General features: G+C 61.8%; 18 protein-coding genes. 5 read left to right on the top strand and 13 right to left on the bottom strand.

Annotated features, from left to right (window positions below; all coding sequences use genetic code 11):
- On the top strand, positions 1–506 hold a 506-nt coding region (locus Q1J79_RS02585; RefSeq protein ID WP_300296095.1), incomplete at its 5' end, for a helix-turn-helix domain-containing protein.
- A gap of 13 nt (positions 507–519) precedes the next feature.
- On the opposite strand, the gene Q1J79_RS02580 is transcribed toward Q1J79_RS02585, so the two are convergent.
- The gene (locus tag Q1J79_RS02580; RefSeq protein ID WP_300296092.1) at positions 520–1,464 is read right to left on the bottom strand and encodes a radical SAM/SPASM domain-containing protein; all 945 of its coding nucleotides are present in this window, start codon (positions 1,462–1,464) and stop codon (positions 520–522) included.
- Positions 1,465–1,668: 204 nt separating this feature from the next.
- On the opposite strand from Q1J79_RS02580, the gene mog reads away from it, so the two are divergent.
- Positions 1,669–2,199, top strand: a complete 531-nt coding sequence (gene mog / locus Q1J79_RS02575) for a molybdopterin adenylyltransferase (RefSeq protein ID WP_300296089.1) — start codon at positions 1,669–1,671, stop codon at positions 2,197–2,199.
- Between the two features lie 241 nt (positions 2,200–2,440).
- Here the strand turns inward: mog and Q1J79_RS02570 are convergent, their stop codons facing one another.
- From Q1J79_RS02570 to Q1J79_RS02540, 7 genes are all read right to left on the bottom strand, one after another.
- On the bottom strand, positions 2,441–3,976 hold the full coding sequence (locus tag Q1J79_RS02570) for an alkaline phosphatase family protein (RefSeq protein WP_300296086.1): 1,536 nt from the start codon (positions 3,974–3,976) through the stop codon (positions 2,441–2,443).
- A gap of 21 nt (positions 3,977–3,997) precedes the next feature.
- The gene (locus Q1J79_RS02565; protein ID WP_300296083.1) at positions 3,998–4,897 is read right to left on the bottom strand and encodes an ABC transporter permease; all 900 of its coding nucleotides are present in this window, start codon (positions 4,895–4,897) and stop codon (positions 3,998–4,000) included.
- A gap of 15 nt (positions 4,898–4,912) precedes the next feature.
- The gene (locus tag Q1J79_RS02560) at positions 4,913–5,842 is read right to left on the bottom strand and encodes an ABC transporter permease (RefSeq protein ID WP_300296081.1); all 930 of its coding nucleotides are present in this window, start codon (positions 5,840–5,842) and stop codon (positions 4,913–4,915) included.
- Between the two features lie 17 nt (positions 5,843–5,859).
- Positions 5,860–6,864 (bottom strand): ABC transporter ATP-binding protein, encoded by a 1,005-nt coding sequence (locus tag Q1J79_RS02555; RefSeq protein ID WP_300296078.1) that lies wholly within the window; start codon positions 6,862–6,864, stop codon positions 5,860–5,862.
- Entirely contained in the window at positions 6,861–7,898 is a 1,038-nt protein-coding gene (locus Q1J79_RS02550) for an ABC transporter ATP-binding protein (RefSeq protein ID WP_300296075.1), read from the bottom strand. The genes Q1J79_RS02555 and Q1J79_RS02550 overlap by 4 nt, the downstream gene beginning before the upstream one ends.
- A gap of 65 nt (positions 7,899–7,963) precedes the next feature.
- The gene (locus Q1J79_RS02545) at positions 7,964–9,598 is read right to left on the bottom strand and encodes an ABC transporter substrate-binding protein (protein ID WP_300296073.1); all 1,635 of its coding nucleotides are present in this window, start codon (positions 9,596–9,598) and stop codon (positions 7,964–7,966) included.
- A 582-nt stretch (positions 9,599–10,180) separates the two neighbouring features.
- Complete coding sequence (locus tag Q1J79_RS02540) at positions 10,181–11,590, bottom strand: hypothetical protein (protein ID WP_300296071.1); 1,410 nt, start codon at positions 11,588–11,590, stop codon at positions 10,181–10,183.
- Between the two features lie 140 nt (positions 11,591–11,730).
- Between Q1J79_RS02540 and Q1J79_RS02535 the strand changes: the two genes are divergently transcribed.
- The 3 genes from Q1J79_RS02535 (at position 11,731) to Q1J79_RS02525 (ending at position 14,891) form a co-directional block, all read left to right on the top strand.
- On the top strand, positions 11,731–12,759 hold the full coding sequence (locus tag Q1J79_RS02535) for a glycosyltransferase family 4 protein (protein WP_300296068.1): 1,029 nt from the start codon (positions 11,731–11,733) through the stop codon (positions 12,757–12,759).
- Between the two features lie 73 nt (positions 12,760–12,832).
- A complete protein-coding gene (gene gmd, locus Q1J79_RS02530; protein WP_300296065.1) occupies positions 12,833–13,906 on the top strand; it encodes a GDP-mannose 4,6-dehydratase in 1,074 nt (357 codons plus the stop codon).
- Entirely contained in the window at positions 13,899–14,891 is a 993-nt protein-coding gene (locus tag Q1J79_RS02525) for a GDP-L-fucose synthase (RefSeq protein WP_300296063.1), read from the top strand. Before gmd ends, Q1J79_RS02525 begins: the two co-directional genes overlap by 8 nt.
- 11 nt (positions 14,892–14,902) lie before the next feature.
- Here Q1J79_RS02525 and Q1J79_RS02520 read toward each other — a convergent pair whose 3' ends face one another.
- The 5 genes from Q1J79_RS02520 to Q1J79_RS02500 all read right to left on the bottom strand — a co-directional run bounded on the left by Q1J79_RS02520 (position 14,903) and on the right by Q1J79_RS02500 (position 22,781).
- Entirely contained in the window at positions 14,903–16,144 is a 1,242-nt protein-coding gene (locus Q1J79_RS02520) for a right-handed parallel beta-helix repeat-containing protein (protein ID WP_300296060.1), read from the bottom strand.
- Positions 16,145–16,155: 11 nt separating this feature from the next.
- Positions 16,156–17,466, bottom strand: coding sequence for a hypothetical protein (locus Q1J79_RS02515; RefSeq protein WP_300296056.1), 1,311 nt, complete (start codon positions 17,464–17,466; stop codon positions 16,156–16,158).
- Positions 17,463–18,650: a glycosyltransferase gene (locus Q1J79_RS02510; protein WP_300296053.1), complete on the bottom strand. Its 1,188-nt coding sequence runs from the start codon at positions 18,648–18,650 to the stop codon at positions 17,463–17,465. The genes Q1J79_RS02515 and Q1J79_RS02510 overlap by 4 nt, the downstream gene beginning before the upstream one ends.
- A 27-nt stretch (positions 18,651–18,677) precedes the next feature.
- A complete protein-coding gene (locus Q1J79_RS02505) occupies positions 18,678–20,111 on the bottom strand; it encodes an undecaprenyl-phosphate glucose phosphotransferase (protein ID WP_300296050.1) in 1,434 nt (477 codons plus the stop codon).
- A 243-nt stretch (positions 20,112–20,354) separates the two neighbouring features.
- Positions 20,355–22,781: a glycosyltransferase gene (locus Q1J79_RS02500; RefSeq protein ID WP_300296047.1), complete on the bottom strand. Its 2,427-nt coding sequence runs from the start codon at positions 22,779–22,781 to the stop codon at positions 20,355–20,357.
- Between the last annotated feature and the right edge of the window lie 2 nt (positions 22,782–22,783).

Genomic DNA, 22,783 nt, shown 5'->3' with positions numbered 1-22,783 from the left:
GCGAGATCTTCGTCAGCGCCGCCACCATTCTGCAGATGCCGTATCTGGTTACCGCCAAGACCACAGCGCCCTCGCGCGTACTGCTGATTCCCAGCGCACGCTTCCGCCAGGCTCTGGAAACCGAGCACGCCTTGGCGCTGATGATGGTGGATCGGCTGGCGCGACACTGGCGGTTGCTGGTCGAGCATCTGCGGGAACTGAAGCTACATACCGCCATCGAGCGGCTGGCCAGCTATCTGGTCCGACACAGCCCGGTCACCAGCGGTGCGGCCAGCTTCCGCCTGGCCGATGACCGCAAAACCATCGCTGCCGAACTTGGCATGAGTTCGGAATGCCTGTCGCGTACCTTTCAGCAGCTGCGCAGCTATGGCATCCGCGCCAGTGGCAGCCGAATCGAAATTGCCGAGGTGCGCAAGCTGCGCGACCTGTACCGGCCGGTGGCACGCCCCAAGACGGCAATCCATGCCGACAGCGCCATGCCGCAGTCGGATATGGCACTATCCTGAGCGTATCAGCGTTCTATCTGTAGGCGGCGCAGCCTTCGCAGACCGTGCCGCTCACATCGCCGGCCAGATGTGCGCGACGCAGGGATTGGAAGATTTCCGAATTCCATGCCTCGGCGAAACCTTCTCTGGTCAGATCACCCATATGAAAGCGACCATCATGGTCGAAACAGCAAGCCGATAATTTCCCATCCCAGGTGACATGCCCTTCGGTGAACACAGCCCAGCAGGGCAGCGGATCGCGCAAAGCTGCCGCCCGGCCGCGATTGCCAGCTACCGCGGACCAGCCGCGCATATCCTCTTCACCACTGACCAGGTCAGCCTGGCTGTAGAGCGGCAGCGCATAGATTTCATCGACATAGGGCCGGATTTCATCCAGCGCCTGCTGCATGCGTTCACCCTGGACACCATCGTATTCGATATACGAGGCATAAAGGCCGCAGGCATGGTTTTCTTCATCGCGAATCCTGCGGGCGGCGCGGATATTGGCCTTGATGGCTTCAAAATAGCGCGGTTTCACGCCCGCCACGTCGCTGAACTGTTCGGCATCGGCGAAGTTGTAGGAGAATTTCAGGGAATCGAGGCCGGCGCGCATGCAGGCGCGGACCCGCTCCGGCAAAGCAAGCGAACCATTGGTGGTGAGGAAGACATATGGATAACCGCAATCCTGCTTGGCATAAGCCACCGCCTCAGGCAGCCACGGCACCATGAAGGATTCACCCAGATAAAACAGGCCAAGCTCCTCTACGCCGGCACCGCGCATCTCGCGCACCAGTTGGCGGAACAGGCCTTTATCCATGTCCTTCTGGTCGCGCAGACGCATGTCGCGGGCACAGAAGGCGCAGGCGAAATTGCAGCGGCCGGTCAGTTCAATCTTGACCGCGCGTGGTACGGGCGCGATGGCATGGGCGCGAAGGGGTTCGATAGAGGTGATGGCATCGATACGTTCGGTGATCGTCATGGTCGCATCCTTTCCGGAGATCACGGATACGACGACGCTGCGCCCGAGTGTTGAATCGGCGGTTAACAGGTACTGCGGTGTTTTGCCGCGTTATGCGGTTCGCTGCACGGCGCCGTTGATCCGCATCAAAATTCCACCTGTTCAAAACTTGTAAAAGCAAGTTGTTGGCATGACGGTTCGCCTGGAAATCCGGAGATTAGAATCATGACAAGCATACCGATCGGCGTGGTGACGGTTTCGGATCGGGCAAGTACTGGAATTTACGAGGATCGCAGCGGACCGGCCATCATCGCTGAATTGCAGCGGATTCTGGTCACGCCATGGCAGGCCAAAACGCGGGTGATCGCCGATGAACGCCCGCTGATCGCCTATACGCTGACCGATCTCAGCGACCGGCTGCATTGCCCCTTGATCGTCACCACGGGCGGCACGGGGCCGGCCCTGCGCGATGTGACGCCTGAAGCGACCGAAGACGTCTGCGAGAAAATGATGCCGGGTTTCGGTGAACTGATGCGCAACGTCAGCCTGAAATCTGTGCCGACCGCGATCCTGTCGCGCCAGACCGCCGGCATCCGCGGGCAGAGCCTGATCGTGAATCTGCCGGGCAAGCCGACGGCGATTGCTGAATGCCTGGCGGCGGTCTTCCCTGCCATACCCTATTGCATCGACCTGATCGGCGGTGCGTATCTGGAAACCGATCCGGTCATCTGCCGCGCATTTCGGCCGGCAAAATGATCAAGACCACGAAACGGCGAATACTGGTTCCATCGCAGCCGGGAAATTTTTATCGAATCTCAGATCAATTGAGCCCCAACCTCGGGATGCCTCTCGCGGCGTGCTGTCCTGAGAGTTTCGACAGCGAATCTCCAGATAACCCGTCGAAGCAACACTGATAATCTAGGCCGTGCGTAGGTCCTATGTGCACCCAATCAAGGGCCTATCCGCACAGACTTCGCGCTAATTGCCCATGATTGATTTATCGGCGCGCCTCAAGCCCATGCGGGCTCGCGCGATAGCCAGTCAGCGTCTTGTCGGCATGAGCCAGACGCCAGTTCAGCATTTTCTGCGCGTAATCCAGCATCTTCGGCATATAGGCCGGATCGTTGGCCACGTTCTTCAGCTGCCCGGGGTCTTTCTTCAGGTCGAAGAACAACGGCGGCAGGGCGGCGCAATGGACGTATTTATAGTCGTCGTCCTGCACCACGGCCAGCGAACTCTGGTCCATCGGCGTGCCCAGCACGCCTTCTGGCTTGGAGTAGAAGATGTCGCGGAAATCGAATTCGTAATGAACTTCTGTACGCCAGTTCGCCGGCACGGCCCCATAGGTGAAATCCAGCAGCGAGCGCCCGTCGCATTGGCGCGGGATATCGGCTCCGATCCAGTCCAGAATGGTGGGCATGGTATCCACCGTTTCGGTATAACGATCAATGATCTGGCCGCGTGTCGACTCGGCGGCACGATCGGGATTGCGGATCACCATCGGGATGCGGAAGCTGCCGTCGAAATAGGCCAGCTTGCCAAGCAGGTAATGGTCGCCAAGCTGCTCACCATGGTCGCAGGTAAAGACGATCAGCGTGTCATCCCACTGGCCGCTGTCTTTCAGGAACTGGAAGACGCGACCAAGATGGTCGTCGATTTCGGTCATCAGGCCGAAATAGGTGGCGCGCATGACACGCACCTCCTCCTCGCTCATCGCCGAGCCCAGTTTGTCGGCCCCCTGGAAGAAACCGCGCTGGTTCACGCTGTCGATATAGAATTTGTGCAGCGGATGCATCGCCGCCGCCTCTTCCACCGATGCATGGCGCACCGGCGGCGCCATGTCGGCCGGGTCATACATGCTGTTGTAGGGTTCCGGCGTGACGAAAGGCGGATGCGGTCGGTAATAGCCCAGATGCAGGAACCAGTTGCGGTTGCTGGCGCCATTCAGGTAGGTCAGCGCGCGTTCGGTGAACCAAGCCGTATCGGACAATTCCTTCGGCAACTGGCCCGGTTCGCGCGTCGCGCCCGGCTCGCCGGCCCGCGGACGCCAGACATCCTCGGGATTTTCCGGCAGCTTGTAGCCCTTCGAGGCCATCCAGGCGAAATAGGCTTCCTTGTAGGGCTCGAAGGCGCCGACGGGACGGAAGCCGTCCATGATATCGCCCAGCACGAAGAAACGCGGATCGTTCGGACCGGTGGTGCGCGGATCGGGCGTCGTCGTCGTATAGCCGATCAGGGCCGGATCATAGCCGTTCTTGCGCAGTTCATGCCCCAGATTGGTGAACCGCGAATCGAGCGGAATCGTATTCTGCACCGCGCGATGGGTCATCTGGTACAGGCCGGTCAGCAGCGAGGCGCGCGCCGGGCCGCAGGGTACTGCGGTAGTGAAGTGATTGCGGAAGGTGACGCCCTCACGGCACAGCATGTCGAGATTCGGCGTCTTTAGACCCGGTGTGCCGAGATAGGAAAACATGTCGCCGCGCCACTGGTCGACGACGATAAGCAGGATGTTCTTGCGAGCCTTGTCAGACATGTCCTGGTTTCTCTTGCTTGACTAACGGAGTGTTGGATCGAGGCGGTCGCGCAGCCAGTCGCCCAGCATGCTGATCGAGAGGGTGGTAAGTACGATCACGGCGCTGGGCGCTAGCATGATCCAGGGCGCGCGGGTGATATATTCGCGGCCATAGCCAACCATGTTGCCCAACGAGGTGAGCGGCGGCTGCACGCCCAATCCCAGGAAGGATAGCCCGCTTTCCAGCAGGATGATCTCGGGGAAGGTCAGCGTCATCGACACGATCAGCGTCGAGGCGATGTTCGGCAGCACATGGCTGCCATAGATGCGCCAGCTGCCGGCGCCGAGATTGCGCACGGCCGCGGCATAACCCTGCTCGTTGGCCGACAGCGTCAGGCCACGGGCGATGCGGGCATAACGCTCCCAGCTATGGAACCCCATCAGCACGACAAACAGCGTGATGTCGTTGCCGAAGAAGGCCAGCACGGCCAGGGCGATGATCATGAAGGGCATGCTGGCCTGAAAATCGATCAGCACCAGCACCAGCGCCTCGAAACGGCCGCGCAGATGGGCGGCGAGAATACCCAGGGTGGTGCCCATGGTGGCGGCGATCAGCGTGCCGAAGAAAGCGATCAGCAGGCTCATGCGGATCGACATGATCAGGCGCGACAGCACGTCGCGCCCCAGTTCGTCAGTGCCCAGCGCATGGGCCCAGGGCCCACCCATGCCGATGGGCGTCTGCAGGCGGGCCTTGAGATCGAAAGCCGTGAAGCTGTAGGGCGCAAGGATGTCGGCCCCCAGCGCCACCACCAGCATCAGCAGAACCCAGCCCAGGGCGAGCAACATGGCAGGCGGCCAGGCGGCGAAGAAACGGCGCAGCTTTGCCGCCTGCTTCGGGGCGGGCTTGGCGGTAACAGGCAGATCGGCGGCAAGATCGGTCATGGTTTGGCGCGCTCCTTAAGCATGGGCGCGGCCGCGCCGCGGGCGGGGGTCGAGCCAGCCATAGGCGATATCGACCGCCAAGTTGGCCGCCACCATCGAAATGGCGATGGCCAGCAGGATGGCCTGCACCACGGCAAGGTCGCGGTTGGCCACCGAGGCGACCAGCAGTCGGCCCACGCCGGGCCAGGCGAAAACGCTTTCCACCACCACGGCACCGGCGATCAGGCTGCCGATCATGAAGCCGACGATGGTGACGGTGGGGATCGCCGCGTTGGGCAGGGCATGGCCAGACACCACGCGGCGCCAGGGCACGCCCTTGGCCGAGGCCGTGCGAATATAGGGCTGTCCAAGGACTTCCAGCATGGCTGAACGGGTGAAGCGCGCCAGCACGGCGGCGCCGGCCACCCCAAGGGTAATGATCGGCAGGATGGCATGCTGCCAGCTTTCGCTGCCGCTGGAAGGCAGCCAGCCGAGCTGCACCGAGAAAACCAACACCAGCAGCAAAGCCAGCACGAAGCTGGGCACGGTGAACCCCGCCACCGACACGGTCATGGTCAGGCGGTCAAGCACCGAATTGCGATGCAGGGCGGCAAAGATGCCGGCCGGGATACCCAGGCCGATCTTGATCAGGAAAGCCGGAATGGTGATGGCCAGCGTCATCGGCACACGTTCCAGCACGAGCTCGATGGCCGGGCGTCCGTCGCGCATGGAATTGCCGAAATCGCCGCTCAGGGCCTTTGCCGCATAGGCGACGTATTGCTCCCAGATCGGGCGATCCAGGCCCCAGGCCTTGCGGAAGGCCTCGATGGCCTCGGGCGGCGCATCGACCGACATGATCAGCATCGCCGGGTCGCCCGACAATCGCAGCACCACGAAGGCGAAAGTGACGACAAAACCGATGGTGAGCGCGGCCCGAGCAACACGGGAAGCAACGAAACCAAACATCCTAAGCTCCCATCATGTCAGGCGGCGGCCAGGCCGGCGGCCGCATCCGGCTCGACGAAATGGCAGGCAACTTTGCGACCCCCGCCCGTCTCGCGCAGGGCCGGCATGGCTTCGGCGCAGATCTGTACCGCGCGCGGACAGCGGGTGCGGAAGGCGCAGCCCGAAGGCGGCGCGGCCGGATCGGGCGGATCGCCCTGCAATGGCGTCGGCCGTGCGATGCCGCGCTGCTGCACGCTGGGGATCGCCGCCAGCAGGGCCTGGGTATAGGGATGCTGCGGTGCATGGAACAAGCTCTCCGCCCCGCCGTATTCCACGATGCGGCCGAGATACATCACGGCCACGTCGTGGCTGATCTGGCGCACGACTTTCAGGTCATGGCTGATGAAGACGTAGGTGAGGCCGAAGCTGTGCTGCAGGTCGAGAAGCAGGTTCACCACCTGGGCCTGGATCGAGACATCCAGCGCCGAGATCGGTTCGTCGCAGACCAGCAGCCTGGGCTGCAGGATCAGGGCGCGCGCCAGCACCACGCGCTGGCGCTGGCCGCCGGAAAGTTCATGCGGATAACGGTCGGCATGATGCGCCTGCAACCCCACCGCCTCGATGGCGGCAGCAACGCGATCCCGGTGGATGCTGCGGGAAAATTCCGGATGGTGGATCTCCAGCGCCTCGCCGATCTGTTCGGCCACTTTCAGGCGACGGTCGAGCGCACCGAGCGGATCCTGATAGACCATCTGCATTAGCTGGCGCTGGCGCCGCCAGTCCGCGCTGCCGGCCTTGGCGAGCGGCTGGCCCTCGAACAGCACTTCTCCAGCCGTGGGATCCAGCAGGCCGAGCAGCAACCGTCCGGTGGTGGACTTGCCGCAACCGGATTCGCCGACCAGGCCGAGTGTCCTGCCCTTACCGACGCTGAGCGAAACGCCATCGACGGCGCGCAGCAGTGCCTTGTGGCTGGCCGGCCAGGAGCCCTGCCGCACCACGAAATGCCGCGTCAGGCTGCGAGCCTCCAGCAGAGGCGCAGTCACAGTACAGCCTCGCGGAAGGCAGCATCCTGTAGCGCGGGTACCGGTTGCGGCTGGGAAGCAGGCGCATCGGGGAAATACCGGGTGCGGAAGCACAAAACACGCTCGGCCGCATTCACCGGCACCAGCGGCGGCTGACTGCCATGACAGGCCTCGTCCGCCTCGCCGCAGCGCGGCGCGAAGGCACAGCCTTTGGGCAGGTTCCAGGGCTCGGGCACACTGCCCGGGATGGAGACCAGCCGCGTGCGCGGCCCGTCCAGCGCAGGCAGGGCAGCCAGCAATCCGCGCGTATAGGGATGGCGCGGCCGATCGAACAGCGTGTCGGAGGCTGCCTCCTCGACCAAGCGGCCAGCATACATGACGCAAACACGGTCGACATTCTCGGCCACCACGCCCAGGTCATGGCTGATCAGCACTATGGCCATGCCGCTCTCGTGGCGGATTTCCTGGAGCAGAGCAAGGATTTGTGCCTGAACGGTCGCATCCAGCGCCGTGGTCGGCTCGTCGGCGATCAGCAGGTCGGGTTCGCCGGCCAGCGCCATGGCGATCATCACGCGCTGGTTCATGCCGCCGGAAAGTTCATGCGGATAATCGCGCAGGCGCCGTGCGCCATTGGCAATGCCGACACGATCCAGCAGCCGCTTCGCCTCGGCCTCGGCCGCGGCGCCCTTCAGGCCACGATGCAGGCCAAGCGCCTCGCCGATCTGGCGGCCGATGCGAAAAACCGGGTTGAGGCTGGAAGACGGGTCCTGGAAGATCATGGCGACCCGCCGGCCGCGCAGGGTTTCCAGCATGGAACGTGGCGCGCCCACCATCTGGCGGCCATCCAGCATAACGCTGCCCCTGATGCTGGCCGTGCCGGGCAGCAGGCCCAGGGCTGCCAGCCAGGTAACGCTTTTGCCTGAACCGGACTCGCCGACCAGGCCGACCGCCTCGCCGGCGCCAACATCGAGATCGATACCGTGCAGGGCACGGATACTGCGGCCGCCCTGGGCGAAATCAACCGTGAGGCCGCGAATTTCAACGAGCTTGTCCATTGCCGGATGCCTTCTTCCGTGTTGAGGAAAAGAAGGCGGCGGGTATTACCCCGCCGCCATGGGCATCAGAGCGTGAAGTTGTAGTTGCGGAAGTCCATCGCGAAGGCCGGCGCCGACTTCCACTGGATGTCCTTGCGCTTGGCCGTGAAGGTGGCGTTCTGGTGCAGCACCGTGTAGGCCGGGTCTTCGCGTTCGCAGATTTCCAGCATGCGCTTGAACATCGCCTTGCGCCTGACCATGTCGCTTTCGGTTTCCATGGCGATGGAGAGACGATTCATCTCGTCGTTCTCCCATTCCTGGGCCTGCTGCTGCTGGCCCTGCGGACCATGCTGGTTCACGATGGACGAGATCGGATCGGTGAACGGCGCGCTGTTCGACCAGTCACGCACGGCGCGCTTGCCGTTGTTTTCGAAAATCTGCTGCCAGTTTTCCTTCATTTCGATCTGCACGTTCAGACCGACCTGGCGCCACATTTCCAGCATCACCTGCGCCGTGGAATTCTGGTTGGTGTAATAGTTGTTCAGCACGCGGAAGGGGATCACCTCACCCTTGTAGCCGGCAGCCTTGATCAGGTCCTTGGCCTTCTGCGGATTGAATTCCGGCACGCTCCAGCCCTCGACGAACATCGGGCCGTAGAATTCCCATTGCAGGCCAGCCGGGATGCGGGTGCGGCCCGCCCATAGGCTGTCGACGATGGCCTGGCGGTCGATGGCATGGGTCATCGCCTGACGCACGCGCGGATCCCTCAGCGCCGGATAATGCTTGTCGAACACGACCAGGCGATGGTTGGCGATAAGGCCGCCCTGCACCTCGAATTTCGCGTTCTTCTCGATGCCCGGAATCTGGTCGGGCGGCATGTCGCAGATATAGTCGAACTGGCCCGAGAACAGGCCGTTGATGCGGGTGGCCACTTCCGGCACCACGACCAGGCGCACGCTCTTCACCGGCGGGCGGCCGCCCCAGTATTCGTCATGGGCATCCAGCACCAGTTCCTGGTCGGGCTTGAAGTCGCGCACCTTGTAGGGGCCGGTGGAAACCGGCTTGCGCGCCCATTCCAGCCAGGTTTTGGCTTCCTCGAAGGCGCGACGCGAGATGATCTCGCTGCCGTAACGGGCGATGCGGCCCTCCATGGTGACGTCGGGTGTGCGGTTGACGAAACGGACGGTGTATTTGTCCACTGCTTCCACTTTCTCCAGCGCCGGCCAGGCGCGCTTGGCCACCGCCATCACTTCCGGCGGCAGAGCCTTGCCCTCGATGCTGTCACGGATCAGCACATTGGCGAACAGCGTCTTGCTGCTGCCGATGTCGTAATCGGGCCCGAACATGCGTTCGCGGCTGAAGGTGAAGACCACGTCGTCGGCATTGACTTCGTCGCCGTTGTGGAACTTCACGCCCTTGCGCAGCTTCAATTCGACCGTGCGATCGTTGATGCGGCTCCAGCTCTCGGCCAAGCCTGGAATCGGTTCCATGCCCTTGAGCAGGTCGCGGCGGATCAGGCCCTCATAGATGAAGGAGAAGGTGCGCTCACCGACATTGGACTGCTCACGCAGCGGCTCCAGCGAGGCGCTGTTGGAGATCTGCTGCACCGCGATGGTGATACTGGGGCGGTTATCCGCCTGCGCGATGGCAAAGCGCGGCAGCGCCAGGCTGCCGGCGGCGACGCCGGTGCCGATCAGGAAGTTACGACGATGGAGCTGCATGATTCCCCTCCGATGCAGTGGACAGCGCGATGGAGGGGGACGCTAGGCAGCGCAAATGACGCTGCGGTGACGCATGCGTGAACTGCAGATGAACTCTCAGGCGCGGCTTGTGTTTTGACCCGACCAATGAGAAAGAGGTCGAGAGCACGGAAGTCACCCACGCGTACGGCGTCAGCACTCAATTCTTTCGAAACGGAAACATCGGATTCCGATTCGTTCGCAGGTTATCTTGAGGTTTTCCACGAGAGATTTTGAAATAACCTTGCAATATTACGAATATGGTGATGTTACTTGTCATACTGGGGAGGTGCCGAATTGTGCGGTTCAGCAGTTCAGGCCCATTTATTTATTGCATAACATTTCCGGACTTAACTTGCTCGGCAGCATGCCAGACCACAACAAATCCAGGTTCGCCCTCTGAGGTACAGGGTGATTGGCAGTTTAAGAAACGGCCTTAGATTCTAGCTTCATGTGGTTGTACTAGACTTATCGTGTGATGAACCGGTTGAATCATCTTGTTCGCCCGGGTCAATCTCCCGATCACTGGCAGACAGTTGCCCCATCCCCCTGACTTCGACTTGCCTATGCGGCAGAGGCTGTGTCTATTTCATCCTGCCAGCGGGCCGACCGGTCCAAGATTCGACATAAGCGCACCCCGTCCTCGCCAGCCACGAAGCTGCTTTTCGGCATGGCCAGCAGTCTGGCCCGGCATTCGGCATGAGCCGCCGGCGGCAGGCTGCAGAAGAAGGCGACCAATGCATCCTCGTAGGGCGCATCGAAGCCCCACCCGCTCTGGTCCCGTTCAACCAGTCGGCCGACCTCGAAGTCACGTGCCGTCAGGCAGGGCACGCCAAAAAAGCCGGCCTCGTAATACCGGCAAGGAAGCAACCAGCGCGAATTGTGCTCGGTATTCTCCAAGTCTATGGCCCATGCGAAATCAAGATCGCTGTATACCTCGGGAAGGTTTCGCGGGCTGACATAAGGCCCTTCGTAAACGATATTTTCATTCTGCGCGATCGCGCGGTTAAAGCCCTCACGATCGACAGTTGTGACCAGACCGTGAAACTTGAACAGCACGATCCCTCTGAGACGCTGGGCCAGTCGTACGATCAGGTTGAAGGTTTCCTGCCCGCGGATCAGACCGCAATAGCCGACTGTCCAACGGTAGTTGCCGGATGGCAAACCAGTTGGCGACTGTGCCGACCGACGCGGCTGAGCACCGAATTGGGGCGGCAGCTTGTTTTCGAGGAGAAACCATGGCTGCCGGCAACCCTGCAAGGCGGAAAAGTAGTTATTCCAGAACCCCGGTGACGACAGCACCAGCAGATCGATGCGGCGTAGCCCGAATCGCTCCACGCCACGCAGAATCCGCGACAGCCAGCGCCTGCCCACCAGAATGGGCTGAATATCCAGGACCTCGTAAACAATCCGGATATTCCGCCCCACTAGCCATCGGGCCGCCAACGCCAGCAGGAGTTGATCGACGTTGCGGGCATAAAACAATTCTGCCTGTTGCAGTAGCCGGCGATATCTGGCGATGCGAGGAAGCGCTTTCAGCAAAGCCAGCAACCGCTGGCCATAGCGCCCGTCCTCTGTCTGGCCCAGCATCACGCACGGCCAGTCCGGCTGATAGCCGCGGTTGTAGCGCTGGCGGCGGAAGCTGAACATTGTCAGCCGATAACCATAATCGAGGAAGGTTCGCGCCCTTTTGATTGTGCTGACATCGGTGACGTCCGGCGAAAAGAATACGATTGCCGTTGGCGAGGATGCGGAAGCTGGCGGCATTAACGACTCCACGACCTGAGATTGGCACCCGGGCAATGAAAGGATTGCCCGGCAATCCAACCCTAGGGCAGTCCGCCAGACATGGGTGTGATCAAAGTGTGCCGACGGCACCGGAACATCTGTCACAGGTTGATCACTGGCTATTGGCTCGGCGCTCCTGTTCGATGCATTCACAATCAGCGATCGAGAGGCCAGACGTGTCTGCATTTCCACTCCGCTTCGAATTGCCGGAACCGCAGACGTCCGCGCTCGCCGGAGTTAGGCATCGACGCTTCGAGCGGCTGGCCGTCAGCAGCGTATTTGGTGACCCTCTCGACCGCGGGACCTGGTCTGGCGCGCCCTATAACGTGATACACAGCTTACAGAAGCTGGGCATCGCGGCTGAGGGGATTCATTCCGGCTTTAGCCGGGGCGAACGCGCCCTGCTGGGCGTGCATTACCTGATGCAGGGTTATGGTCGGCCGCCCTCAGGCGAGGCCCTACTGCGAATCCGCGTCGCGCGGCAACGCGCAGCCGAGCAACTGGCCTCCATCGCCCGGCGGCGGCATATCCGCCATCTCCTGCATACCGGCACCCTGGATCTGCCGATACAGCCCTGTCGCGAATTGGTGCATTACCTCTACTGCGACCATACCTGGGCATTGTCGCTGCCCTATCGGCCGAAGCGCGAGGCTTATAGTGCCGGCGCCATCGAGGAGTTCGACCGACTGGAGCGCGAGGCGCTCGGGAATGTCGAGCATGTCTTCACCTTTGGGGCCTATGTGCGCGAACACATGATCAGTCATTACGGCTTGGCGCCAGACCGGGTGACGGCGGTTGGATCCGGCATGGGGCAGATCGAGCCGTATGCCGGCGCCAAGGATTACACGCGCCCGGATCTGCTGTTCATCGCCAAACACCTGTTCATGACCAAGGGAGGTGGCCTGGTGATCGAGGCTTTCCAGTTGGCCCGACAACAGCGCCCGGAGCTGACGCTGACCGTTGTCGGCGACAAACGCAGTCGTGCGCATATCCCGGCATTGCCGGGCATCAGGGTATTCGATCATCTGCCCTGGCGCGAATTGCAGCGCCTGCTGCGGATGTCGACCCTACTGGTACAGCCGATGCTGAACGATCCCTGGGGGCAGGTCTATCTTGAGGCCCTGCTGTCGCGTACGCCGGTGATCGGCCTGCACCGCAATGGTTTGCCCGAAATCCTGGAAGATGGCCGCCATGGTTTCCTGGTGACCGAGGCAAGCCCCGCGGCCGTGGCCGACGCCATCCTAGACGCACTGGCCGACCCGCTGCGTCTTGCCGCGATGGGCCTGAGCGGTCAACGCCATGTGCTGCAGACCTATTCCTGGGATCGTGTTGCGCAAGCCATGGCAACCCTGTGATGCGGCAATCCATTTCCACCTGCCGGCGGAGCGCCGGGCATCTTTCTGACCCAAAACGGAAAAGGATAGAGCAATGGCCGAAAAGGCAGCCTTGATCACCGGCGCGACCGGACAGGACGGTGCCTATCTGGCGGAATTCCTGCTCAGCCGGGGATATACCGTGCACGGCATCAAACGGCGGTCATCGTCGATCAATACCGGCCGCGTAGACCATCTCTACCGCGACCGGCACGAAACCGATGTGCGCTACTTTTTGCACTACGGCGATATGACCGACGCTACGTCGCTAATCCGCCTGATCGACGAGGTACAACCGCTCGAGATCTATAACCTCGCCGCACAGAGCCATGTGCAGGTCAGCTTCGAGACACCGGAATACACTGCAAACACCGACGCGCTCGGCACCCTGCGCCTGTTGGAAGCCATCCGCATCCTGCGCATGAAGGAACGCGTTCGCTTCTACCAGGCTTCCACGTCCGAATTGTTTGGCAAGGTGATGGAGACTCCTCAACGCGAGACAACACCGTTCTATCCGCGCAGCCCTTATGCAGCCGCGAAACTCTATGCTTACTGGATCACCATTAACTACCGCGAGGCGTATGGCATGCATGCCTCGAACGGAATCCTCTTCAACCACGAAAGCCCGATCCGCGGCGAAACCTTCGTAACTCGCAAGATCAGCCGCGCCGTCGCCGCCATCGAGCAGGGCCTGCAGAAATGCCTCTATCTTGGCAACATCGATGCCAAGCGCGACTGGGGCCATGCCCGCGACTATGTCGAAGGCATGTGGCGTATCCTGCAGCACGATACGCCAGATGATTATGTACTGGCCACCGGCGAGGTACATTCGGTACGCGAATTCGTCGAATTGGCGTTTCGCAACATCGATCGCAGAATCGTCTGGGATGGCAAGGGCATCAAGGAAAAAGGCTATTGCGATCGCTCCGGCGATATTCTCGTGGCCGTCGACCCTACCTATTACCGGCCCACCGAAGTCGACTTCCTGCTCGGCGACCCGACCAAGGCCCAGCGCGAACTCGGCTGGCAGCATCAGACGAGCTTCGAAAAGCTCGTTGCAGAAATGGTGGAAGCCGATCGCGTCATGCTCAACCAGGAACAGTTCCGCAATGCATACAGCCATGTCTGAAACTATGCTTTTTCCCTTATCCGGCCGGCGCGTTTGGGTTGCCGGCCATCGCGGTCTGGTCGGATCGGCATTGGTCCGCCGCCTGGCGCGGGAAGATTGTGAAATCCTCACCGCCGGGCGCGACAGCCTTGATCTGCGCTCGCCCGACCAGGTCGACCTGTGGATGAAGAATGTGCGCCCAGAGGCAGTATTCGTCGCTGCGGCCAAGGTCGGCGGCATCCATGCCAACGACACGCAGCCCGCTACGTTCCTGTACGATAACCTGATGATCGAAGCGAATGTGATCGAGGCCGCGCGCCGCTATGGCGTGGAAAAGCTGCTGTTTCTCGGCTCGTCCTGCATCTATCCACGCCTGTCGCCGCAGCCGATTCCGGCTTCCGCCCTGCTGACCGGCGCCCTCGAGCCGACCAATGAATGGTATGCCATCGCCAAGATTGCCGGGCTGAAACTCTGCCAGGCGTATCGACGGCAATATGGCTGCGACTTCATCTCCTTGATGCCGACCAACCTGTATGGCCCCGGCGACAATTTCGACCTGCAGCAGAGCCACGTGGTTCCTGCGTTGATCGCCAAAGCGCATCAGGCCCGTGTCACCGGAGCGGTGAGCCTGTCGGTCTGGGGCTCCGGCACACCTTTGCGCGAGTTCCTGCATGTTGACGATGCCGCTGACGGCATCGTCTTCGCCATGCAGCATTATTCCGGGGAAACGCCCCTCAACCTTGGTTCCGGCGAGGAAATTTCCATCGGCGACCTCGCCCGCATGATCTGTCACATCACCGGCTATTCCGGACGGATCGCTTTTGACATCACCAAACCCGATGGGACGCCGCGCAAGGTGGTGGATGGCAACGCGCTTCGAACCCTGGGCTGGCAGGCCTCGACCAGCCTCGAAACCGGCCTGCGGCAGACCTACCGTTGGTACCTTGATCATGCCGGACTGAGCGGCCACACCGGGACCTCGGGCCCGCGACGCGCCTATGGCTGAGGAGCGGCCGGTCAGGCGCCGACCAGCGCACCATCTTCCTCATTGTCGGGTTTACCCTTCTTGATCCGCAGCCGCTCCTTGCTGTCGACCCAAAGGGAATAATCGCCCAGCCTTGGTAGGTAACGGCTGTTCCAGTCAGAACCGAAGCGCACGCTTTCGCCCGGTCCGCCGATCATCAAGGCCTCGAAACCCGGATCGGTCTGTACGACGCCGCGGCAGCCAATCAGCGTTGCCATGGCCGTACCGGTTCCATTCAGACGCGCCAATCCGGCCATGGCGGCGTCACCACCGCCGCTGCCGGTACAACCGATCATGGTGAGCTGGCCCGCAATATAGCCGCGCAGCAGGCGGGTCTGGTGTCGGATCGAATAGGCGGTACAGCCGATCAGCGTGGCAAAGCCCTGCAGCCAGATACCGGCATCGCCGACGGAAAAAGCAGTGGCCTTCTCGTGATTATTCTCGAAACCGCAATGCGACAGCAACGTACAGCCATTGCGCGCCAGCAGGCCGAATTTCTGGTTCAGCAGGAAATAACAGCCGTGAAAGCCGACGTCGTAGCAACCGCGCAGCAAAGCCACGCCGTTGTCGCCGTTCTGGCCGAAAACACACCCCATCACATGGATGGCAGAGAGAATCCCTCCCGGATCGCCATGGGCAAAGCTGGCGCCGTTACCGCGATTATTACGGAAGTAGCAGTTGATGACCTGGCCCTCAAAGACATTGCCCGCCATCGCACAGCCATCGCCGCCGCAATTCTGTACCACCAGGTCGCGCAGACAGAAATTGTAGATGTAGCGACCGAAGCTTTCGCAATTGAGCTTGAGGCCAGCCCCTTCGCTGCCTGTACCTTCAATGCCCAGACCATCGATCAACAGATAACGCACCGTGCTTTCGCTGAAGACCTCGACGACTGGCGAGCCATCCGTAATGGCCGAAACCAGTCGCGCGCCTGGCGCCAGGATGCCACCTTGGCGGGTCAAGGGTTTGATGAAGTGAACCCGCAGGGTGCGGGTCACTCGATAGGTGCCAGGTGGAATCTGCAGCAGCGTGCCATCAGCGGAGAATGTCGCATCAAGGGCGGATTGCAAGGCGACGGTATCGTCGGTTTGGCCGTCGCCTCTGGCGCCGAAATCCGCCGCCGACAATACCCATTGCGCACCCGCCGACGGAACGGCAGCCTGCAGAGCGCTTGGTCCAACCAGGCCGGCGCCTGCCAGCGCGCCCCCTGAAGTGAGAAAATCACGACGTTGCATGGGTCGCCTCATTATCGCGTGGCAGGAAAAACGCTGGGCGCCCATTGCGGCGCAGCCGCATTTGGCGCGATGTTCGCCATACGACGCACAAGAACCGATAGGCCGGCCGCCAGCAGAAATACCGTCCAGGTTTTTGGGCCGACATAGGCTCCGGAGGCCTGACCGAGTACGGCCCAGACCGCCCAGCAGAATAGAAAACTCGGCACGCCGAGCAGGCGCAGCCAGACCGACAGCCCCACTATGGCGATCCCGCCCCAGATGGCGCCGAGATAGATCCAGTGCAGCCAGAAATAGTTGGTTAGCGCCGAAGATATCTTGTCGATCCGCCAGGCCGCCGAATACTGCGACGATTTCACGAATACGGTCATCACAAGATCGGCAATGAACGGCTCGCCTGTCAGGCCGGCCCCGGCCCAGGGATAGGTTTTCAGCACCTTCAGGCCGACCAGGGCTGGCCCAATCACACGGTAGAAGAAACTCGGATCCTCACCGGCGAGGATATCGCTCAGACGCTCGGCATAGACTGTCATGCCGAGGATTACGGCGACCAGCAGCAGCAGCACGGCAAGCAGCAGGATACCTGCACGGTTGCGCGTATTCGGGTCGACGAACAAGTAGCAGGGAACCACCAGCGGCAAGGCTAGCAGCAAGGTCGGTCCCGGCATGGCAGCCAGACCGGCGGCGAGCAGCAGCAGGAAAATGAGCAGCTTGCTGCGGCGCTGCGATATCATGAACCAGGAAAAACTAAAGAACGTATACCCGAAGGTGACCGCCGAGGGCTCGCTGGTAAAGAGCTTCGGCCTGATGCGACCGTAAAGCAGTTGATCGCGCAAATCGGATTCGTAGACGCCATAATCATAGAGCATGACGCGGACGGCATCGCTGACCGGGCGAAGGCCCGCATATGTCTCAAGCAGGCAACCCACCAGGATAATGATGCAAAAACCGAAGAACAAACCGGCCAACTGTCGTCGACCGGCCTCGACCACGGTGAGGAACAGCGCGTAGCCGATCACCAGCGAATAGATCAGTTGTACAAGGCCGGTGAAGCGTTTGCCTAGAAAGCCCGCATCGCTGGCCGAGAGCGTGGCTGCCATATAGATCACGATCACACCCGACAGGCCTGCCAGATGCAGCGGCTGGATCGCATTGCGCCGCCGCCACAACAGGATCAGGCCAGCAATGCCGGCCGGTGCGGCGGGCAGCGGAACCGTTGGCGTGATCCGAATCTCGACCCCGAGATAGATGCCAATCAGGAAGACCGATAGCAGGACCATGTCGACCAGGTCCAGCCGCCCATCCTCTGTGGGGTGCCGCATCATGGTCCGGCAATCGCCGCCAGCAACTGGCGGCCCCGGCTGGCCCAGTCGAATTGATCGCGGCAGATCGCGTAGGCGCGCTCCTGCAGATGGTTCAGTCGGTCGTAATCGTCGATCACCTGCAATACACCGGCCGCCAGGGCCCGATAATCGCGATAGAGCAGGATGCTGTCTTCATGCCGCAGCGGCATGCCGGCAACCGAACCTTCCAAGGCCAGGATCGGCAGCCGATTGAAGATATAATCCAGGACTTTCAGCTTGAAACCGCCGCCATGCCGCTCCGGCACCAACGCAATGCGCGCTTCTTGCATCAATGCCGACAAGCCGGAAACCGGTCCGGTGAACTGCGTGGCCGAGAAACGCCGTCGGACTTGCTTGAGGAACGCTTCGCGAGCCGTGCCGATCACCTGCAATTCGGCATTGTGACTGGCAAATAGCGGATCGGCCGCCGCCAGGAATTGTTCGAGATTGAGACGCTTGGCGATCCAGTCAAAGCTGCCAACGATCACGGCGCGCCGGGGCTGGCGCGCGCTGATGCAGCGCTGATCGACATAGGCGCCGCCATATCCGGGCGTGATCACAGCGATATTGCGGCCAGGATGATCGGCCAGAAACCGGTCACGGTCTTCCGGGGTGATCGCCGTTACCGCATCCGCCGCGCGAACCATCGCCTGTTCCAGACGCGCCACCTTGGCCGCATCACGCAGAAGAATGCAGCGGCGCAGCGGGTCTGGGTGTTCGCGGGCCACTTGCTGGCGCAAGCTCTCCTCGTGGTTATGCGCGATATACACCAGGCGCGGCCGTCGGCCGCGGCGCGGATAGCGTTTCAGCACCGGTGCCAGTGCCCAGCCTGCCGACAGGCTGTCGAAAACGATCACATCCCAGCCATTCTCGTCCAGCCGCCCTTCGAGCAGGCGCTGCAACTCCGGCGTCCAGTTGCGGTCGGCGACATTGGGCAGGGGCGACAGCAGCGTGTGCCATAGCGCACGCGGTTTCTGCTCGGCGAGAAACCAACGCAATCCTGCCTGGCGGTCAAACGGCCGATGCGGCGAGCCTGGCCGCATTGCGCCGACAATATCCACCCGCACCCCGCTTTCGCCGATCGCATCGATCAGCCCGCCGGAATAGATTAGCTGGCCGTTGTGCCTGGGCTCAGGGTCGGCCTGGGTCAGCCAGAGACACCTCATCGCCGCGCTCCGCCATGCCGGTAACGTTCAAAAGGCCTGGCGCCCGGTAAACCCGCCCATGATGGTGCGCAGAATAATCTGCGCATCCAGGAACAGGGACCAATTCTCGATATAGCGGATGTCATGCTCGACCCGTTTGCGGATCTGATCGAGGGTTTCGGTCTCGCCGCGCCAGCCGCTGACCTGAGCCAAGCCCGTGATGCCGGGCTTCATACGGTGCCGGCAGTCGTAATTCGGCACCGCGTCCTGATAGAGCAGGCCTGCGGCTTTGGCGGCTGTCGCATGCGGACGCGGCCCCACCACCGACATCTCGCCCAGCAGGACATTGATGAATTGCGGCAGCTCGTCGAGGCTGGTGCGCCGCAGGAAATGGCCGATCCGCGTCACCCGCGGATCGTTGCGTCGGGTCAACTGACTGGCCGTCTGGTCGCACATATCGTGCCGCATGGTGCGAAACTTCATAACATCGATCAGTCGATTGTTCAGGCCGTAGCGTTTCTGACGGAACAGTACCGGTCCAGGGCTGTCGAGCTTGATCAGGATGGCAATCAACGCCAGAAGCGGCGCTATCAGCAGAAGCGCAAAAGCAGCAAAGACTCGATCCTCGACAGCCTTGGCAATGCCACGCCAGCCGCATAATGGCCGCCGCTCTGCCAGCAGCAGGGGTACGCCGCCGATCTTTTCGAAGGCGGTTTGTCCGCCTGTCATCTCCGGAATATCCAGATGCACGTAGATATCGGCCGCAGCCTGCCGCAACCGATCGACCACGACCCCGGGATTCCCTTCGCCTGGTGCCGGCGCCACGATCACCGCGTCGACATGCTCGCGCCGGATTTCGCCAAGCAGATCCTGGAAGTCGCCGCACAAGGCATGCACGGACCGTTCCTGCATGGCCCGATTCGGCATGACATCCGCCCGTCCAGAATGCGCCGACGCAATATCGCCATAGACGCCGACTACAATATGATCCATGGTCGATGGTCGGCCTTCCGTCAGGCGCTGCAACAGAGCCTGCGCCGCGGTGCCACTGCCGAATACGGCAATGCGTCGGCACAGCCGCCCGGCCTGTCGCCACTGGTCGACGCGGACGACCAGGATCGCCCGCAAAGCCAGCAGAACGCAGCCGCTGGTCACGAGCCACAGCAGCAGCCAGTTCTGACTGCTCGCTAGGCCAACGCCGCTGACCGCCACGACGGCCGCAACGATTGCGACAGCCGCACTCCAGGCCATGATCACGCGGCCGAATGGCAACCCGCCCCCCTGCAGCAATTCCAGTCGGTAAAGGCCGGCAATCGATAGGGCATTCATCATGATAATCGTGCCAAGCAACGCAATGGCGATATAGTATGCTGGCGCCAGATGCAGGTCGGGCATTGTCACGAGCAGGGATGCCAGGGCCGCCGCAAGACAGACCGCACCGTCGAGCAGTCGGAAGATGCCACTGGCAATATCCAGCGACACCGGTTTCCTGTGATGCAGCGGCGCCGATATCCTCAATGTAGAGGCCCGGCCCGGAGAATGTCGTTCGATTGACCGCCGCGGTGGCGTATCGGCCATGTGCCGCATCGCATTCGACAGGTCGTTCAAACTGGATCTGGCTTCGAGAGGCATGCTGCGGCTCCGGAGCTGTTTCTGTTCCGGATGTGCCATAACGATGCTGCAACCGCCCGTGACCAAACAGAGGCGTTTTCGCAAACACTATCATCATGCAGCCTTTGCCGTCGCCAGGATCGTCGCGGCAAAGGAAGTCGGGCTGCGCGCGGCCGCAAAGGCTTCGGCGGCTGTAGCATCGAAGCTGCTTCCGGGCCCCTCGGCGACCATGCGCGTGATTGCGTCGGACAGAATCCTCGGGTCGGTCACATCGACAGCCACGCCCAGTCGATATTCCCGTACCAGACGCGCGATCAATCCATAATCCTGCGTCAGAACCGGCACGCCGGCTCGCGCCGCCCATAACAATACACCGCTGGATCCGACAAAGCGCTGATAGGGGGCGAGCACCACATCGCTCGCCCGCACCAGACCGGCAATCTCCACATCCTCCAACCAGCGATCTTCAAGATGCAGCCAGAGCTGCGGCCGGCATTTCCGCAGGCGGGCCAGTGCGCGCCGCACCACCGGCCGTATTTCCGAAGCCACCTTGCCGGCTATCACCACGGCAATGCCCGCAGCCGTCATAGCCGGCACGTGGCACAGTGCCTCCAGCAGGCACAGGATTCCCTTGCGCTCGCTGAGCGCACCGAACAGCAGCAGCAATTTCCGCTCCGGCGGCACCGACATTCCATGCAAGCCGACATCCGCCACCGGCGGCGCAAAGGCCGGGTCGGGCAGCGCGACCACCTTATGCCCACCGCGATAGGATTCGGCCGCATAATCGGGAAAGAACGGATCCAGCGTCAGCACCACGGACAAGGTCCGGTTGAGCAACATCAGTCGATACAGCACGGATTTTCGCAGATCGCGCACGAACTCGCCCCAGCCGCGACTGCGAAAACCCAGACTGGAATAATGCACCGATGGCCGGAACAGGATGCCGCCGACCGGGCGGCCGACCGCGCCGAGGCCAAGGGCAAAGGGCAGCGAAAGATGATCGAGGGCAAGGAAATGCCCCGCCGTGGCGCCGGTAGATTTGAGATACCGCCGCATCACCCACCAGCGGGCAAAACCACTAATCACCAAACCGCGATGCAGACAGGCTCGTTCCTCTGCAGTCGACAGGGGCACCAGCCTGATTCGGCCACGAGCCTGTGGCGCAATCCTGCCACGTAGGGAATCGCACAGATTCTGGGCCAGAACCAACCACAAAACCTCATGATCGGTTTGCTCGGTGGCCCGGTCGATGATATGGCCTAGCCATTCGCGGGTATGGCCATTGCTGTCCGGTTCCAGAACGAGTAGCCGTGGCCGGCGCGGCAGGATTTCACCATCGCGGGACAACATCGTCAGCAGGTCATCCAGCCGGGCCAGAAGCCGATCCCGGTCGTGATGTTGCTTGATGTATCGCCGGCCATTCGCTTCCATGGCCGCCCGCATGCCGGGATTGTCAGCCAGTTGCAGAATGGCCGCTTCAAAGGCCGCAGGATCATGCGGCAGCACGCAAAGAAAAGCCCCGGTTTCCGCGGCCAGACGCCATACTGCGCTGCCTTCCGGCGCCGTTGTCACGCAACTACGACCAGCCGCCATGATATTATAAATCTTAGAGGGTACTGCAAAATCGGCACCCTTAGGATTCTGCGGCACCAGATGAATGTCGCCTTCTGCCAACCCGTCAGCCAGATGTTCGCGCGGCACCAGGTCTTCCAACCGCACATTCGGCACATGGCGGGCAGCCAGGGCCGCTGCCAGCGCACCATATTCACCACCTGCACCACGGATGAGAATGCCGATCTCCGGACGCGAAACCGCCAGTCGTTCGGCCAGACTCACAACCTGGTCCAGCCCCTGCTTGCGGCCAAGGTTGCCGCTATAGAGCAGCAGTGGCGCCGCCCGGTCGCGATGCGGTTGCGGGTGGATCTCTGTCGGATCGACCCAGATAGGCAGAATCTCGATACTGGTCCGCACACCCATATGCCGCAGCCTGGTCCGCATATCCTCGGACAGGACCAGCAATCCATCGGCACGGTTAAGCGCAATGCGCTCGACAATCCGCATCATCCGCAGCAACAAGCCGAACCGTACCATGCCCAGCCCACCAGCCAAGCCAGACTGGATGTCATGCATGACGACAAGGTGACGGCCGTCCTTCGCCGTGGCTATTTGCCCAAGTACAACGGCGAATATCGAGGGGCACAGCGATAGGACAACCTCATGCCGCCGCACGCTGCCGGTGAACAGCCCCCATATGCCACCGAGGAGGAACAATATTTCGCTGGCAATCCGCCCCGCCACCGAACGCCGGCGCGGCAGCCAGTGCCGCAGCCGTTTGATGACCGGCCCCTTCCGACCCGACTGGCGATCGCCGGGCTGAAATCCAGCGAAACGCGCCGCGTCCGGGTAATGCGGCCAGCCGGTTAGCACAGTGACATCGCGCCCCTGGGCATGCAGGTATTCCGCAATATCCGTGCAATAGGGCGCGGAGCCGATTGTCTCCGGCGCGTAATGCTGGGTGACGAATAGGACCGGCTCGGACAAGA

The organism is Ferrovibrio sp. (genome assembly GCF_029255545.1).
GTDB lineage: Bacteria > Pseudomonadota > Alphaproteobacteria > Ferrovibrionales > Ferrovibrionaceae > Ferrovibrio.
Note: the sequence above shows the minus strand (reverse complement) of the source record. Positions and strands in the feature narration are given on the sequence as shown.

Excerpts from the sequence above, each read along its gene's own strand:
- Q1J79_RS02580 (WP_300296092.1), bottom strand. The coding sequence starts at position 1,464 with ATGACGATCACCGAACGTATCGATGCCATCACCTCTATCGAACCCCTT.
- mog (WP_300296089.1), top strand. The coding sequence starts at position 1,669 with ATGACAAGCATACCGATCGGCGTGGTGACGGTTTCGGATCGGGCAAGT.
- Q1J79_RS02570 (WP_300296086.1), bottom strand. The coding sequence starts at position 3,976 with ATGTCTGACAAGGCTCGCAAGAACATCCTGCTTATCGTCGTCGACCAG.
- Q1J79_RS02565 (WP_300296083.1), bottom strand. The coding sequence starts at position 4,897 with ATGACCGATCTTGCCGCCGATCTGCCTGTTACCGCCAAGCCCGCCCCG.
- Q1J79_RS02560 (WP_300296081.1), bottom strand. The coding sequence starts at position 5,842 with ATGTTTGGTTTCGTTGCTTCCCGTGTTGCTCGGGCCGCGCTCACCATC.
- Q1J79_RS02550 (WP_300296075.1), bottom strand. The coding sequence starts at position 7,898 with ATGGACAAGCTCGTTGAAATTCGCGGCCTCACGGTTGATTTCGCCCAG.
- Q1J79_RS02545 (WP_300296073.1), bottom strand. The coding sequence starts at position 9,598 with ATGCAGCTCCATCGTCGTAACTTCCTGATCGGCACCGGCGTCGCCGCC.
- Q1J79_RS02540 (WP_300296071.1), bottom strand. The coding sequence starts at position 11,590 with ATGCAGACACGTCTGGCCTCTCGATCGCTGATTGTGAATGCATCGAAC.
- gmd (WP_300296065.1), top strand. The coding sequence starts at position 12,833 with ATGGCCGAAAAGGCAGCCTTGATCACCGGCGCGACCGGACAGGACGGT.
- Q1J79_RS02525 (WP_300296063.1), top strand. The coding sequence starts at position 13,899 with ATGTCTGAAACTATGCTTTTTCCCTTATCCGGCCGGCGCGTTTGGGTT.
- Q1J79_RS02520 (WP_300296060.1), bottom strand. The coding sequence starts at position 16,144 with ATGCAACGTCGTGATTTTCTCACTTCAGGGGGCGCGCTGGCAGGCGCC.
- Q1J79_RS02515 (WP_300296056.1), bottom strand. The coding sequence starts at position 17,466 with ATGATGCGGCACCCCACAGAGGATGGGCGGCTGGACCTGGTCGACATG.
- Q1J79_RS02510 (WP_300296053.1), bottom strand. The coding sequence starts at position 18,650 with ATGAGGTGTCTCTGGCTGACCCAGGCCGACCCTGAGCCCAGGCACAAC.